Consider the following 13,998-nt stretch of genomic DNA (forward strand, 5'->3'; position numbering starts at 1 on the left):
GGATGACGTGTACCAGTTCCACGGGTGGTTCACCCTGTCCGAGTCGACCGAGGAGGACGACGTCGGCGGCCTGGACGCCGCCGTCGAGGAGTTGCGGGCCCGGCTCGCGGAGGAGCTGCCGAGCAGCGTCGTCGCGTCGTTGGACGTCGTGAACGGCTGGTACCTCCTGACGATGACCGGCAACCCCAACCGCAAGCGGGACACGTGGGTGGAGGACACCATCGACTTCGTGCGGACCCGGCTGCCCGGCTCGTGGGGACTGCTCTACGAACGCGACGACGAGACCACGCTTCCACCGGGACCCAACGCCTTCCGCGTGACCGTCCTCGCGCGCGGTGAACTCTCAGTGCGATCCGACCCGTTCCTGTCTCCGTGCATCCCGGTGATCGAGGACTGATCGGCCGCCGACCCCAGCTGGGGTTTTCTCATTGTCGTCAGTGGACAGTGCGAGCGGCCGGTCGTCCGAGTCAGGGAGCCACCTGACCGGAAGATCACCTATCCATCGGGGACCACCCTTACTCCCAAGGTCTACTGCCGGCTCAGACCACGGTCCGATGTGCGAGCTGTGCCCGTTGCGGTGAACTGTCCCGGACGTTCTGATGTTCCTGCTGGGGAGAGTTCATGTCCTTCTTGACCGATGCGCTGGAAGGGCTGGCCGGTCTGCCGCAGCCCGCTGTGCTGGCGGTGACAGGTGCGTTGACGCTGGCGGAGTGCACGCTCGGTGTGGGCTTCCTCGCGCCAGGCGAGAGCGCTCTCCTGCTGGCCTCGACGACGGTGACGAGCGTGCCCAGGTTCCTGGTCATGTGGCTCGTGGTCACGGTGTGCGCGGTCGCCGGTGACAGCATCGGCTATTACCTCGGCCGCCGTTTCGGTGACCGCCTGCGCGAGAGCAAGGTCGTCCGCAAGGTGGGGCAGCAGCACTGGGACAAGGCGGGCGAGCTGTTGCGGCGCCGCGGCGCGTGGGCGGTGTTCTTCGCCCGGTTCATGCCCGTCGTGCGGACTCTGGTCCCGGCCTCGGCGGGTGCGTCGAAGCTGGAGTACCGGCGGTTCCTGCCCGCCTCGATCGCGGGTGCGGTGTGCTGGTCGGCGTTGCACATCGGCATCGGCTCGGCCGCGGGCGCCTCGGCGAAGTACATCGAGTCCGTCTTCAACGGAGCGATGTGGATCCTGCTGGGCGTCGCGGCGGTGGTCGGCGTGATCGTCGTGTTGCGACGCCGCAAGCAGAGCACCGCGGCCGAGGCCAGGAAACTGGAAGAGGTCGCCTGAACGTCGCCTCGTGCGGCTCCGGGCAGATGATCACGAACAAGATCAGACGCCCGCTAAGGGCACTGCTTCCGGAAATCGGCTATCTCTTCAGCGTTCGGATGATTGGCGTCGAGCGGTGCGACAGGGTCGATCACCAGTCGGCCGGCGGCCTTGGCCAGACCGTCGTACTGCTCGTCCAGCGCCGCGGCCGCACCGGTCAAATGCGCGATGAGACCCACCTCAGGACGAGGTCCAGGCTCGAGTACGCCGGCTGTGCCACATGCGATGTCCACCAGCTTCCGCGGATTCGGTGTGAGCTCGTCATGATCGGCACACTCCGCGTCAGCCCGGACGCGGGCCTGTTCGAAGGACTCGTCGTCGTTCTCGTCGAACGCGGTCTTCAGATCGTCCGAGAGGTCCTGAAGCCGGGTGTTCATCATGCGGTTGCCGGCCTCGAGGAACGCCGTGGAGACGCCGTACCCGAGCTCTCGCCCCGCTCTGTCGTCCTCAATCGCGGCCCGGCTCAGGTCTCGCTGGTGCAGGTGAAGGCCGCAGGCGAGCTCGAGATACCCCTGCGCACCCGGTTCGAACGACTTGTCCCGGGTCAGCCACACCGTCACGCCGACTGATGCGAGAAGGAGCACGGACGCCGCCACGACAACGGGCCAGCGCCACCGCCGCGTGATCACGGTGCGATGCTAGCGAAGGGCGTACTACGAGGCCAAGACGCGCTGGAACGCCACTGACGCCGGACGCTCTCGTACGATGTCGCGGTGTTCGCCCTTCTGCGGTCGGTCTGGGACGAGCCACGGCCGGTGGGCGCGACGCCTCGGCTGTGGTGGGACTGGGCGCTGGTCGCCGTCCTGCTGGTGGTCGCCGTGCTCGAATCGGCGCTGCGGCCGGACCTGAGCTGGCGGGCCGGCACGCTCGTCCTCGTCGCGGCGCTGTTGCCGCTGCTTTTGGTGCGCCGGAGCAGGCCGTTGCTCGCGGTCGCCTGCGCGTTCGGGATCGCCGCGGTGGCCTCGCTGGTGTTCAGGGGCGAGCCCGACCTCAACGTGCTGGTGTTCATGGTGCTGTTCCCGTTCGCGCTGTTCCGGTGGGGGTCGGGGCGGGAGTGGGTGATCGGGCTGGCGGTCATGCTCGGCAAGATCGGGCTGTCCGCGGTGCTCGGGTACCTCAGCCCCGGCGACGCGGTGGCCGGCTGCGCCGTGCTGGGGACGGCCTGTGCGCTCGGGGCGGCGGTGCGGTACCGGGGGCGGGCTCGGGCGCGGGAGCTCGACCAGGTCAAGTTGCTCGAACGGGAGCGGCTGGCGCGGGACCTGCACGACACGGTGGCCCACCACGTGTCGGCGATGGCGATCCGGGCCCAGGCCGGGCTGGCGACGGCGGCGCAGCGGCCGGAGGCGGCCACCGAGGCGCTCGGGTTGATCGAGTCGGAGGCCTCGCGCGCGCTCGCCGAGATGCGCACGATGGTGCGGGCGTTGCGGCACAACGACTCCGCGGACCTGGCGCCCAGCCCGACGGTCGCCGACATCGAGCTGCTCGCGAGCGCGGGCAGGCCTGGTCCGGAGGTGGACGTGCGGATCGACGGTGCCGTCGACGACCTGCCCAAGTCGGTGGGGACGGCCATCTACCGGCTCACCCAGGAGTCGGTCACCAACGCCCGCAGGCACGCCCGGCACGCCACCCGCATCGAGGTGCGGGTCACCGTGGGCGAGAAGACGGTGCAACTGCGGGTCAGCGACGACGGCGCGACCGGCAACGCCCGCGTCGCGCCAGGGCACGGGCTCATCGGGATGAAGGAGCGCGCGACGTTGCTCGGTGGCACCTGTGAGGCGGGCCCGGCTGCAAACGGCTGGACAGTGACCGCCGTGCTGCCGCTGAACGGGGCCGCGCGATGAGTGTCCGGGTGATCGTCGCCGACGACCAGGAGATCGTCCGCACCGGCCTGTCGATGATCCTCAGCGTCCAGCCGGGCATCGAGGTCGTCGGTGAGGCGCCCGACGGCCGGCGGGCCGTGGAGCTGGCCCGGCGGCTGCGGCCGGACGTGTGCCTGTTCGACATCCGGATGCCCGGGATCGACGGCATCGAGGCCACCCGGTTGCTGGCCGGGCCCGGTGTCGCCGAGCCGCTCGCAGTCGTCGTGATCACCACGTTCGACCTGGACGAGTACGTCTACGCGGCGTTGCGGGCGGGCGCCAAGGGGTTCCTGCTCAAGGACGCCGGTCCCGCGCTGCTCGCCCAGGCGGTGCACGCCGCGGCCGTCGGTGACGCCCTGATCGCGCCCAGCGTCACCGCCCGGCTGCTGGACGCGTTCGCGGACACCGGCCCGGCAGGCCCCAAGCGACAGCCGGTCGACCCGCTCACCGAACGGGAGGAGCAGGTCCTCGCCGCCGTCGCCGGCGGGCGCACCAACAGCGAGGTCGCCCAGGAGCTCCACATCACGCTCAGCACCGTGAAGTCGCACCTCGCGAGCCTGATGGCCAAGATCGGCGCGAGGAACCGGGTCGAGGTCGCCATCTGGGCCTACGAGACCAGGCGGGTCCGGCGGTCAGCCGAAAGTACGACACTCGCGCCCGACCATCGGCCAGGATGATCGCGGCCCTTGTACCGATGAGCTGACCCCGTCCCGAGCGCCACGATCTGGGGCATGAACTCCAAGTACGACAAGCTCGTCCCGGCCGCGATCATCCTGTTCAGCGTCGTCCCGGTGCTCGGCGGCGCCCTCCGGCTGACCGAGCTCGGCGGCGGCGCGGAGATCACGCCGGACAACGCGCGGTTCTTCGCCTCACCCGTACCCGTGGTGGTGCACGCCGTCACCGTCAGCATCTACAGCCTGCTCGGGGCCTTCCAGTTCGCCCCGGGCCTGCGCCGTCGCAGACCGGGATGGCACCGGCTCGCAGGTCGCATTCTGGTCCTTTGTGGACTTATAGGTGCGGTGTCCGGCCTGTGGATGACCGTGTTCTACCCCAAGCCCGCCGACGTGGGCGCGTTCCTCACCGGCATCCGGCTGGTGTTCGGCACGGCCTGGGTGGTGTTCCTCGTGCTGGGGTTCCTCGCCATCCGCCGCCGGGACGTCCTCGGGCACCGCGCCTGGATGGTCAGGGCCTTCGCGATCGGTCTCGGCGCCGGCACGCAGGCCGTGCTGCTGGGCTCGTGGATCGCCGCCACCGGCCCGCTCGACCAGCTCACCAAGGCGTTGCTGATGCTCGCCGCCTGGGTGCTCAACCTCGCCGTGGCGGAGCGGATCATCCGGACACCCCGGCGCACGGCCACCCGCGCCCGCGTCGCACTCGCACAGGGAGGAAACCGATGAAGGCGATCGTTCAGGACCGGTACGGCTCACCGGACACGCTGGAGTTCCGCGACGTGGAGCCACCTACGGCCTCGGGCAACGAGATCCTCGTGCGGGTGCACGCGGCCGCGGTCAACGCGTACGACTGGCACATCATGCGCGGAGACCCCTACCTGGCCAGGCTCACCGGCATCGGCGTCAAGCGCCCGAGAGCGAAGACCCGCGGCCGCGACTTCGCGGGCACCGTCGAGGCGGTGGGCAGGGACGTGCGGCGCTTCCGGCCCGGCGACGAGGTGTTCGGCGACCTCGGCACCGCCGACGGCGCGTTCGCCGAGTACGTGTCGGTGCCGGAGGACCTGGTGGAGACCAAGCCGGCGAACCTGACCTTCGAACAGGCCGCCGCGATCCCACTGGCCGGTCAGACCGCGCTGAAAGGCCTGCGTGACACCGGAAAGCTCCAGCAGGGCCAGCACGTCCTGATCAACGGAGCGTCCGGCGGCGTCGGAACGTTCGCCGTGCAGATCGCGAAGTCCATGGGCGCCACCGTGACGGGCGTCTGCCGCACGAGGAACACCGAACTGGTGAAGTCACTCGGGGCCGACCACGTCATCGACTACACCTTGAACGACTTCACCACGACCGGCCAACGCTACGACCTCGTCTTCGACCTGGTCGGCAACCACTCGCTGACCGCCCTGCGCCGCGCGCTCACGCCGGGCGGGACGATCGTGCTGTCCGGCGGCGGAGTGTTCGACGGCGGCAGCTTCCTCGGCCCGATGCGCCTGATGATGGGCGCGAAGCTGCGCGCTCCGTTCGTCCGCGACAAGCTGCTCGTGCTCACCACGGCAGCTGGCCGCGAGTACCTCGCTGCCCTGCGGCACCTCGCCGAGTCGGGAGGCTTCACCCCGGTCATCGACCGCACCTACGTGCTGGCCGAGGCACGCGACGCCCTGCGGTACGTCGAGACCGAACACGCCCGCGCGAAGGTCGTCATCACGATATGAGCTGGTCGTGGCCAACGAGCCGTGCGTACCGTGCGGCGAGCGTCGCCAACGTTCACACTGCTTGAAGTCCGCCGGATGGGAGGTGACCATGGCCGTCGACGTCCGACCCGAAGTACTCGTGCACCGGCCGCGCACGGAGGTCGCCGCGTTCATGTTCGACCCGGCCCACGACCTCGAGTGGACCGGCGGGATCACCTCCAGCCGACCGGCCCGTCCCGGTGTGCTCACCGAGGGCGCGACCGTGGTGCGCACCGCCAGGTTCCTCGGCCGCGAGTTCGACTACGGCTACGTCGTGACCAGGTATGAACCGGACCGGCTCGTCGAGATGAAAGTCGACCGGCCGTTTCCCATGACCGTGCGATACGAACTGGCGGACAACCCGGACGGCACGCTCGTCGCGATCCGGGCGACCGGCTCACCGGGGAGATTCTTCGGCTGGGCCACGCCGCTGATGAGCCGCCAGGTCAAGAAGAGCATCACGGCCGACCTGGTGCGCCTGCGTGATCGGCTGGAACGGCCGTAGCTCCACGCGCCGGGACCGCGGATGGGGCGTCAGCGGTTCGTAATATCCGCGCGGCCGATCATGCGGAAGTATCAGGACATGTCCGAAATGCGCGTTCTGGCAGCGTCGCTCGTTCTGGTCGCCACCTTGGCCGCCTGCGGTGGTCCCGCGGGTGCTCCCGAACCGGCGCCGACACCACCGGCCACGTCCAGCGTCCCCACCTCGGCAAGCGGGGCGACGTCCGTGCCCGAGCAGCTGAACTTCACCGCCAAGACCGTCGACGGCAAGGACATCGCCGGTGCGGACCTCGCCGGCAAGCCCGCCGTGCTGTGGTTCTGGGCGCCCTGGTGCCCGAAGTGCCAGCGCGAGGCGCCCGGGATGGCCGCGGCGGCGAAGGAACAGGGCGGGAAGGTGACGTTCCTCGGGGTCGCGGCGCAGGACCAGGTCCCGGCGATGCAGCAGTTCGTGCAGCGCTACGACCTGCAGTCGTTCCAGCACGTCGCGGACGTCGACAGCGCGGTGTGGAAGCGGTTCGGCGTGACGGCGCAGCCCGCCTACGCGTTCATCGACGCCAGCGGTCGGGTCGAGGTCGTGACGAGCCAGTTGTCCGAGGACGACCTGCGGCAGCGGCTGGGCCGGCTGGCGTGACGCAGACGCTGCTCGTGGCCGTGGTGGCCGGCATGGTCGCCACGGTCAACCCGTGCGGGTTCGCGATGCTGCCCGCCTACCTCGCACTCGTCGTGACGGGCGCGAGTGAGCAGTCGCGGACGCGGCTGCTCACTCGCGCGGTCGTGTCCAGTCTCATGATGACGCTTGGTTTCGTCCTCGTGTTCGGTGTGTTCGGCGTGGCGTTCTCGTTGGTCGCGTCGTCGGTGCAGCGGTATCTGCCGTTCGTGACCGTCCTCATCGGACTCGCGCTGCTCGTGATGGGCGTGCTGCTGCTGATGGGCCGCGAGATCACACTGCTGGTGCCGAAACCGGCCAAGGGTGCGCCCAACCGGCACGTCGGGTCGATGTTCGGCTACGGCGTGGCATATGCGATCGCGTCGCTGTCGTGCACGATCGGCCCGTTCCTGGCGGTCGCGGGATCGACCCTGCGCAGCGGCGACCTGGTGGAGGGCGTTTCGGCGTTCCTCGCCTATGCGGCGGGCATGGGCCTGGTGGTGACGGTGCTCGCGGTCGGCACCGCGCTCGCCAGTGACGTGATGACGCGCCGGGCGCGGTCATTGCTGCCGCACGCGGCCAGGCTGGGTGGAGCGCTGCTCGTGCTCGTCGGCCTGTACGTCGCGTACTACGGCGTCTACGAGCTGCGGCTGTTCCTCGGCGGTGCGGATCCGGCCGATCCGGTGGTCGACGGGGCGGGACGACTTCAGGGAGTGCTCGTGCAGTGGTTCACCAGTGTCGGACCTGTGCCGTTCCTCGTCGTGCTCGTCGCGTTGGTGGCGGGAGGGGCATTGTGGACCCACAGGCGCGGTAAGTCCGCCCGCGGCTCCGATCGCGGGCCGGCAGATACCGGACGGCGAAACCACTGATGCGCGTGGCGGTCCCTCAGGGCATGCTGGGCACATGGCCGTCGATCCCCGTGGTGCGGACTTGAAGCGACTGCTCGCCGAGGACCCGGGCGGGCCGCTGGTGATGCTGAACCTGCTGCGGTTCGCGGAGGGCGGTGCCGAGTCCTATCGTGAGTACGCGCGTCATCTGAGCGAGACGTTCCTGCCCCGCTACGGCGGCGAGATCCTGTACGCCGGGAAGGGCTCCACGGTGCTGGTGGCCGAGGACGGGCAGAGCTGGGACGCGGTGATCATCGTGCGGTATCCGAACCGGACCGCGTTCAGCCGCATGGTCGCCGATCCCGAGTACCAGGAGGTGACGCGGCTGCGGACGGCGGCGTTGACCGAGGCCGTGCTCCAGGCCACCACCCCGTGGAGCTGATCCGAGCCTGAGGTCCCCGTGCGAACGCCGGCGATCGGAAGCCCGGACGGGACGCTTGATGTGGTTGTAGACTCCCCGCCAGGTGTGCCGGGAAGCCTGGTCGGCGTGTGTTGGACGCCGACCTTGAGGAGTCTTCGTGGACACCGCTGTCACTGGAACGGCCGTGGGACCGATGGTCATCGCCGCTGTGGACCAGTTCGAGGAACATCCACTCGTCCGGGACGAGCTCGCAGCCCGGATCCTGCCTTTCTCCGGCCGGCTGGCCGTGGCTGCGGCACGTTGGCGGCCGGTGCGCAACGCGCTGTTCTCCGCAACGGAGAAGAAAATCCCCGGTCTGTGGGCGAGCATGTTGTGCCGCAAGCGCTACATCGACGATCGTCTGGACGCCACCGAAGCGCGGACCGCGGTCGTGCTCGGGGCGGGTTTCGACACCCGCGGTTGCGGAAGCTGGGACGGCAGCGTGTTCGAGGTCGACCTGCCGGCCAACGTGAAGGCGAAGCACGACCGCTTGTGCGCGCTGTTCGGGTCGGTGCCCGAGCGACTGACCCTGGTGCCGGTGGACTTCGAGGACCAGAGCCTCGCGAACGCCTTGGCGGAGAACGGCTATCGCGATGACAAGCCGGTGTTCTTCGTCTGGGAGGCGGTCACCCAGTACCTGACGGAGGACGCCGTGCGCGCCACCTTCGACTTCCTGGCGCAGGCACCTGCCGGCAGTGAGTTGGTGTTCACCTTCGTGCGCAGGGACTTCCTCGACGGCACGGCCATGTTCGGCGCGGAGGCAGCTCACCGCGAGTTCGTGTCGAAACGGCGCATGTGGAAGTTCGGCCTGATGCCGGACGAAGTGGCGCCGTTCGTCGAGCCATACGGGTGGGCGGAGATCGAACAGTTGGGTCCGCGCGAGTTCACCGCGCGCTACCTCGAACCCTTGGCTCGCCTCCAGCCGGTGTCGGAGATCGAGCGGATCGTGCACTGCGTCAAGGTGTCACCGTGACGCCGCGTTGTGGTGGCGTGACGCAGATCAGGACCGCTGAGCCTGGTGACGCTCCCACAGCCAGCCGAAGCGATCGATTCGCCACAGCTGTGCCAGCACGACCACGGTGGTGCCGAAGACCGTCGGCCACACCTCCAGGGCGATCAGACCCCAGACGATCAAGCCGAACCCGATGACGCCGACCGTGACCAGCAAGCGCAGCACCGACCGGTGGTCCGGCGGCACGAGATCCCGGTCCTCGACCCAGGCGCGTTCGCCGTAGATGCCCCGGGCCGCCCAGCTGCGGGGCTCGCGCACCGGAGGGAACGCCCGCGGGTTGACGAACAGCCAGACGACCACGGCGCCGACGGGCAGGAGGCTCCACCAGCCGATCCACGTGCGGCTCCAGACAGCCACCAGCATCAGGGGGATCGCGGCGAACCGCGTCCAGACGCTCCACGGGTTGGCGTGCCGCTGCCACGCTTCGTCCGTCATGCCGAAGGTCCTCGCGACTCGGTCAGCTACGTCCATTGTGGATCTCCTCCAGGTCGCGGACCGCCGTGCTGACACCGTTCTCCGCGCGTATCTGCTCGCCGAGGTCGGTGGCGCGTTGCCGCAGGGCGGGATCGGTCACGGCTTGTGTGATCGCTTCGCTGAGCGAGGCGACGGTGATCTTCCGGTGAGGAAGTGGTTGCGGCGCCACGCCCACGGCGTGCATCCGCTGTGCCCAGTGGGGTTGATCGGCGACGAACGGGCAGACGACCTGCGGCACGCCCGCCGCCAGAGCCGCGGCGGTGGTTCCTCCTCCGCCGTGGTGCACGACCGCTGCCACCCTGCCGAACAACCAGTCGTGCGGCGCCTGGTCGATGACGAGGAGGTCGTCGGACGAGTGTGCGGCGAGTCCGCCCCAGCCAGTGGCCACGATCGCGCGCACTCCTGCCTCGCGGGCGGCGTCGGCGACGATGTCACCGGTGCGCTGGGCGTCTCGTCCCGCCATGCTGCCGAATCCGAGGTAGACAGGCGGCGGACCTGCCTCGAGGAACTCCCGCAGCGACGTGTCCGGTGACCACTCGGGGTTCCGCGGCAGGAACCAGAAGCCGGTGGTGCGCACGGACTGAGGCCATGCGGGGTCGACCGAGGTGACGGCTGAACTGAACGCCTGCAACACCAGCGCATGCCGAGGGCCGCGACCGCGTGCCAGCCCGAGTTCGTTCGCACGCCAGGCGTTGACGACACCGTTGTAGGCGCGCATGGTCGCTGACACCGTGAGATAGGTGGCCCGGTTGAGGAACCGGGGAACTCCCGGCAGCGGCACCATGGGACACGGAAACTCCGACGTCGGCACCCAGCCGGGCTGCAGGGTGGCCAGCACCGCCGGTACGCCGAGCAGTTCCGCCGCGTGCTGGGCGGGCAGGCTCGGCGAGTGCACCAGCAGATCCGCGCCCGAGGCGCCTGCGACCGCGCCAACGTCACGCAGCACGTCCGCCATCAACGGCTTGATGCGCCGGATCGTCGAGATCGCGGTGAGCTTGCCGCGCACACCCCGGTACCCACTCTCGATCGCCTTCACCATCGCCGGTTCGTGCAGCAGCCTGTTCGGCCCCTCGTTGAGCGGCGCGAACTCCACGTCGTAGTCGGCGGCGCTGCCGGCGAAGGACGCGGGAGCGGCGAGCAAGGCATCGTGGCCGGCCCGTCGGAGGGCCACCGCGAGCGCCAGGAACGGTTGCACGTCACCGCGCGTGCCGTGCGTGACCAGCAAGGCTTTCACCGGCCGTTCCTTTCGTCGATCGCGGTGAACGCGGTCAGCCAGCGGTCGTCGGTGAACAGGCCGTTGGTCAGCATCTCCAGACCAGCGCGAGCGCCACGTACCGCTGTCGCGGTCTCGGCAGGGTCACCGCCCAGCAACCGGCCGACGTGATCGCCGAGCACCAGCGGCGCCAGCAACCACGAGACGTAGGTGACGGCTCGCGCCCGCGCGTCCGCTGACGGGTGAACCCAGCCCTCGGTCTCGCCGACCGCGAGCCACGTTTCCGTGCGTTCGACGATCTCGGCGAACAGCGCGCCGGCAGCGGGGGTGTCGTCGAGCAACGCTCTCGCCAGATAACGCCGGACCGGTGTCGCCGCCCGCAACACCTCACCCAAAGCCTCGGAGGCGGCTTCGCCGCCGCTGCGGATCGAGTCGAGGACGTAGTCGTCACAGGCCTGCCGGAGTCCCTCCTTGGAGCCGAAGTGGTGCACCACCAACGCGGGTGACACCCCGGCATCCGCGGCCACCGCGCGGACCGAGGTGCCCGCGATGCCGTCGGCGCCGAACCGTGCGAGTGCCGCGTCGCGGATGCGGGCGCGTGCCGTCAGGTCAGAGGCTGAACGCATGTTCTGATTATTGAACAACTGTTTAGTCGATGTCCAGGCCGCCGGTTTGCTCTGCGTGAACATTTACGGCATCTTTGCGCGCGGTGCGCCGGGAAGCCTGGTCGGCAACGCTCGTCACGAACTCGTGGTGGGCCTGGCCGACATGGGTGGAGTCCGCTGATGGCACTGGTTCTGGCGTTCGGCGTGGTGTTGCTGATCAGCGTCTCGCTGTCCGGTCTCGCCGCCCGCACGATCCTGTCGACGGCGTTGATGTTCCTGGTCGCGGGCGCGTTGATCGGGCAGGGTGGGCTCGGGCTGGTCGACATCCCATCCAACAGCGGCTTCGTCACGGTTCTCGCTGATCTCGCGCTGTTCACCGTCCTGTTCACCGACGGTCAGCGGGCAGGCCTGCCGGACCTGAAGCAGGGGTGGCGGCTCTCGGGCAGGGCGCTGGGCCTGGCGATGCCGCTCACCATGGTCGGCATCGCCGTGCCGACCCACTTCCTCACCGGCCTGGACTGGACGACGTCGTTCCTGATCGGCGCGATCCTCTCGCCGACCGACCCGGTGTTCGCGTCCGCGATCGTCGGCCGCACCGACGTGCCCGCGCGGCTGCGGCGCCTGCTCAACGTCGAGTCCGGGCTCAACGACGGCCTCGCCCTGCCGTTCGTGCTCATCTTCCTTGCCACGGCGGCGAACAAAGACACCGACTTCGCCACGATCGGCATTGAACTCGCCGCAGGACTCGCGCTGGGCATCGCGATCCCCGCCGCCGTCGTGCTGACGTGGCGGCTGCGGATCTTCACCGCCGAACCGCGGCTGCAGGCCCTCGGCCCCTTGGCGATCGCGGTCATGCTGTACGCGGCCTGTCACCTGACGCACGCCAATCCCTATCTGGCCGCGTTCGCGGCGGGCTCGACCATCGCGACCTTGGATCGTGTCGCGGCGGAGCACTTCGAGCACTTCGGCGACTTGCTGTCCGAGATCACGAAGTTCGCGGCACTCCTCGTCTTCGGCGCGCTGATCACCCCGGAACGCCTCTCGCACCTGACCGTGGGCGACTGGGCGGTCGCGGTCATCGCGATCCTGCTCGTGCGCCCGGCGGCGATGATGTTGTCGCTCCTGCGCACGTCCCTGCCCGCACGCGAACGTTCCGCCGCAGCGTGGTTCGGACCGAAGGGCTTCGCGTCGGTGGTCTACGGCCTGCTCGTCCTGCAAGCCGGGATTCCGGCCGGCGAGCACGTCTTCGACCTCGTGGCGATCACCATCGCGCTGTCGATCGTGCTGCACTCCTCGACCGACGTGCCGGTGGCCAAGGCCCTGAGTTTCGAGCCGCCGGACGGGCTGCCCACAGGCCGGCCCGAGAAACGCAGGCAGGACTGAGGGGGGTCGGTCGCCCCCTGACCCTCGTCTGGGCGGCGCTCGTGAGCTGCGCAGGTCTTGAAGGGATGCTGTGTTATCCGCGGTAGACGTTGGCGCGGTGCCATGTGAAGTAGGGCTGCGAGCTGGTGCGGTGTGCTCCACAGGGACGTCCGTGCAGCTGGTTCAGGTGATCGCGCAGCCGGCCGCGGAGCCCGTCCTCGAACCAGGAGAGAACGCGACCGGTGTCGTCCACGGTGATGTGGCCGGATTCGAACAGGCTGTCGCAACCGAACTTGCAGGCCAGCATCGCCACGTTGGTCAGGTCGTTGCGCTCGTCGTCGGTGCACAACGACCGTTTCTTGATGTGGGCCGCGACGAGGAAGTCCCCTGGGTAGTCGTGTCCGCACAGGTCACAAGGCGCGGCGGTGCGGCCGCCGAGCAACAACCTGCGCAGTTCCCTCTGCTCCTTGCGGGTAGTGACCTGGGCGCTGCCGTCGAGCACGGCGAACTTCCGGATGCGCAGCGGGAACTCCGGGTCGTGCAACGTGACGATGGCTGGCCGGAGGGAGACGACTGTGCCGGGAATGGTTGCCAGCACAGCTCCGACGAACGAGGAACGGTGCCCGAGCTCGTCGACGCTCACGAGCACCGACCCCTGCGCGTGCAGCTTCTCCAGGCCGGCCTCGACATCGCGAACATCGACCCATTGCCCCTGCGGCGACCGGTCGGTGGTCACCCGTACCTGCTTCTGGTTGACCTCGACGATGGTGTTCACGCTGCCGGTCACCGTCTCGATGGGATCTCCGATGAGCGAGCGCAGCAGAGCCGACGCGTCCGGTGCCGCGCCGCGGTTCGCCGGCTTCGCCAGGTCCGCAGCCAGACGGCCGGCGTCGTCGGCGGCGTAACCAGGCACCCGCAGCCTCAGCCGGATCTGCTTGGTGGCGTTGCCATCCGGGTTCTTGCCGATCTTTCCCTGTGCACGGCCCAGCTTCTTGCGCAGCACCTCGATGCCGGGCGTCGTCGCCAGCACGACCGGCGACTCGACGATCGTGCGTTCCGTCTCGGGCAGATGCTTGACCGAACTGGAGTCCACGACTCCGCTTTCCAGTACTGCGCCGCGCTCGCGAAGCCGGTGGAGCAGCAGTTCCAGGGCGAGGTTGTACTGGTGGTTGCGGCCGTGCGGACTTCCGTTGACCTTGCCGCCTGCACTCTTCATGACCAACGCGAGGTGGTCGCCGTCCGGCTCAATCTCGAACTCCGCGTTGAGTACGGCACCGGCGTTGTCTGTTGCGCGCATGCCCCCATCATCGGCGCCCGTCGCAACCGAGTTACCACA

Annotated in this window: 17 protein-coding genes; 12 read left to right on the forward strand and 5 right to left on the reverse strand. The window is 69.2% G+C overall.

All coding sequences use genetic code 11. The features are described 5' to 3' along the window. Nucleotides 1–7: 7 nt before the first annotated feature. Together ACRSBM_RS16180 and ACRSBM_RS16185 are read left to right on the forward strand one after the other, a co-directional pair. Entirely contained in the window at nt 8–397 is a 390-nt protein-coding gene (locus tag ACRSBM_RS16180; protein WP_434444219.1) for an Imm7 family immunity protein, read from the forward strand. A 224-nt stretch (nt 398–621) separates the two neighbouring features. Beyond that, on the forward strand, nt 622–1,266 hold the full coding sequence (locus tag ACRSBM_RS16185) for a DedA family protein (RefSeq protein WP_434444220.1): 645 nt from the start codon (nt 622–624) through the stop codon (nt 1,264–1,266). A gap of 53 nt (nt 1,267–1,319) precedes the next feature. On the opposite strand, the gene ACRSBM_RS16190 is transcribed toward ACRSBM_RS16185, so the two are convergent. Further along, on the reverse strand, nt 1,320–1,934 hold the full coding sequence (locus ACRSBM_RS16190; RefSeq protein ID WP_434444221.1) for a hypothetical protein: 615 nt from the start codon (nt 1,932–1,934) through the stop codon (nt 1,320–1,322). Between the two features lie 84 nt (nt 1,935–2,018). On the opposite strand from ACRSBM_RS16190, the gene ACRSBM_RS16195 reads away from it, so the two are divergent. The 9 genes from ACRSBM_RS16195 (at nt 2,019) to ACRSBM_RS16235 (ending at nt 8,969) form a co-directional block, all read left to right on the forward strand. Next, entirely contained in the window at nt 2,019–3,146 is a 1,128-nt protein-coding gene (locus ACRSBM_RS16195; RefSeq protein WP_434444222.1) for a sensor histidine kinase, read from the forward strand. Beyond that, nucleotides 3,143–3,841, forward strand: a complete 699-nt coding sequence (locus tag ACRSBM_RS16200) for a response regulator (protein ID WP_434444223.1) — start codon at nt 3,143–3,145, stop codon at nt 3,839–3,841. Before ACRSBM_RS16195 ends, ACRSBM_RS16200 begins: the two co-directional genes overlap by 4 nt. A 54-nt stretch (nt 3,842–3,895) precedes the next feature. Continuing rightward, nucleotides 3,896–4,561, forward strand: a complete 666-nt coding sequence (locus ACRSBM_RS16205) for a DUF2306 domain-containing protein (protein ID WP_434444224.1) — start codon at nt 3,896–3,898, stop codon at nt 4,559–4,561. Further along, nucleotides 4,558–5,544, forward strand: a complete 987-nt coding sequence (locus tag ACRSBM_RS16210) for an NAD(P)-dependent alcohol dehydrogenase (RefSeq protein WP_434444225.1) — start codon at nt 4,558–4,560, stop codon at nt 5,542–5,544. Before ACRSBM_RS16205 ends, ACRSBM_RS16210 begins: the two co-directional genes overlap by 4 nt. A gap of 88 nt (nt 5,545–5,632) precedes the next feature. Then, nucleotides 5,633–6,067 carry an SRPBCC family protein gene (locus ACRSBM_RS16215; RefSeq protein WP_434444226.1) on the forward strand — a complete coding sequence of 145 codons (435 nt, stop codon included), beginning with the start codon at nt 5,633–5,635 and terminating at the stop codon, nt 6,065–6,067. Between the two features lie 87 nt (nt 6,068–6,154). Further along, on the forward strand, nt 6,155–6,694 hold the full coding sequence (locus tag ACRSBM_RS16220) for a redoxin domain-containing protein (RefSeq protein WP_434444227.1): 540 nt from the start codon (nt 6,155–6,157) through the stop codon (nt 6,692–6,694). Further along, nucleotides 6,691–7,578, forward strand: a complete 888-nt coding sequence (locus ACRSBM_RS16225) for a cytochrome c biogenesis CcdA family protein (protein ID WP_434444228.1) — start codon at nt 6,691–6,693, stop codon at nt 7,576–7,578. The genes ACRSBM_RS16220 and ACRSBM_RS16225 overlap by 4 nt, the downstream gene beginning before the upstream one ends. Before the next feature lie 34 nt (nt 7,579–7,612). Further along, a complete protein-coding gene (locus ACRSBM_RS16230) occupies nt 7,613–7,978 on the forward strand; it encodes a DUF1330 domain-containing protein (RefSeq protein WP_434444229.1) in 366 nt (121 codons plus the stop codon). A 136-nt stretch (nt 7,979–8,114) separates the two neighbouring features. Then, a complete protein-coding gene (locus ACRSBM_RS16235; RefSeq protein WP_434444230.1) occupies nt 8,115–8,969 on the forward strand; it encodes an SAM-dependent methyltransferase in 855 nt (284 codons plus the stop codon). Between the two features lie 27 nt (nt 8,970–8,996). Here the strand turns inward: ACRSBM_RS16235 and ACRSBM_RS16240 are convergent, their stop codons facing one another. From ACRSBM_RS16240 to ACRSBM_RS16250, 3 genes are read right to left on the reverse strand one after another with little or no spacing between them, the layout of a single operon-like run. Beyond that, entirely contained in the window at nt 8,997–9,443 is a 447-nt protein-coding gene (locus tag ACRSBM_RS16240) for a DUF6653 family protein (protein ID WP_434444231.1), read from the reverse strand. Between the two features lie 22 nt (nt 9,444–9,465). Then, nucleotides 9,466–10,716: a glycosyltransferase gene (locus ACRSBM_RS16245; protein ID WP_434444232.1), complete on the reverse strand. Its 1,251-nt coding sequence runs from the start codon at nt 10,714–10,716 to the stop codon at nt 9,466–9,468. After that, nucleotides 10,713–11,321 carry a TetR/AcrR family transcriptional regulator gene (locus ACRSBM_RS16250; protein ID WP_434444233.1) on the reverse strand — a complete coding sequence of 203 codons (609 nt, stop codon included), beginning with the start codon at nt 11,319–11,321 and terminating at the stop codon, nt 10,713–10,715. Before ACRSBM_RS16250 ends, ACRSBM_RS16245 begins: the two co-directional genes overlap by 4 nt. 159 nt (nt 11,322–11,480) lie before the next feature. On the opposite strand from ACRSBM_RS16250, the gene ACRSBM_RS16255 reads away from it, so the two are divergent. Further along, on the forward strand, nt 11,481–12,683 hold the full coding sequence (locus ACRSBM_RS16255) for a cation:proton antiporter (protein WP_434444234.1): 1,203 nt from the start codon (nt 11,481–11,483) through the stop codon (nt 12,681–12,683). A gap of 73 nt (nt 12,684–12,756) precedes the next feature. Here ACRSBM_RS16255 and ACRSBM_RS16260 read toward each other — a convergent pair whose 3' ends face one another. Then, nucleotides 12,757–13,959 carry an HNH endonuclease gene (locus ACRSBM_RS16260; protein WP_434444235.1) on the reverse strand — a complete coding sequence of 401 codons (1,203 nt, stop codon included), beginning with the start codon at nt 13,957–13,959 and terminating at the stop codon, nt 12,757–12,759. Nucleotides 13,960–13,998: the final 39 nt, after the last annotated feature.

Source organism: Lentzea xerophila, from assembly GCF_051094245.1.
GTDB classification, from domain to species: Bacteria; Actinomycetota; Actinomycetes; order Mycobacteriales; family Pseudonocardiaceae; genus Lentzea; species Lentzea xerophila.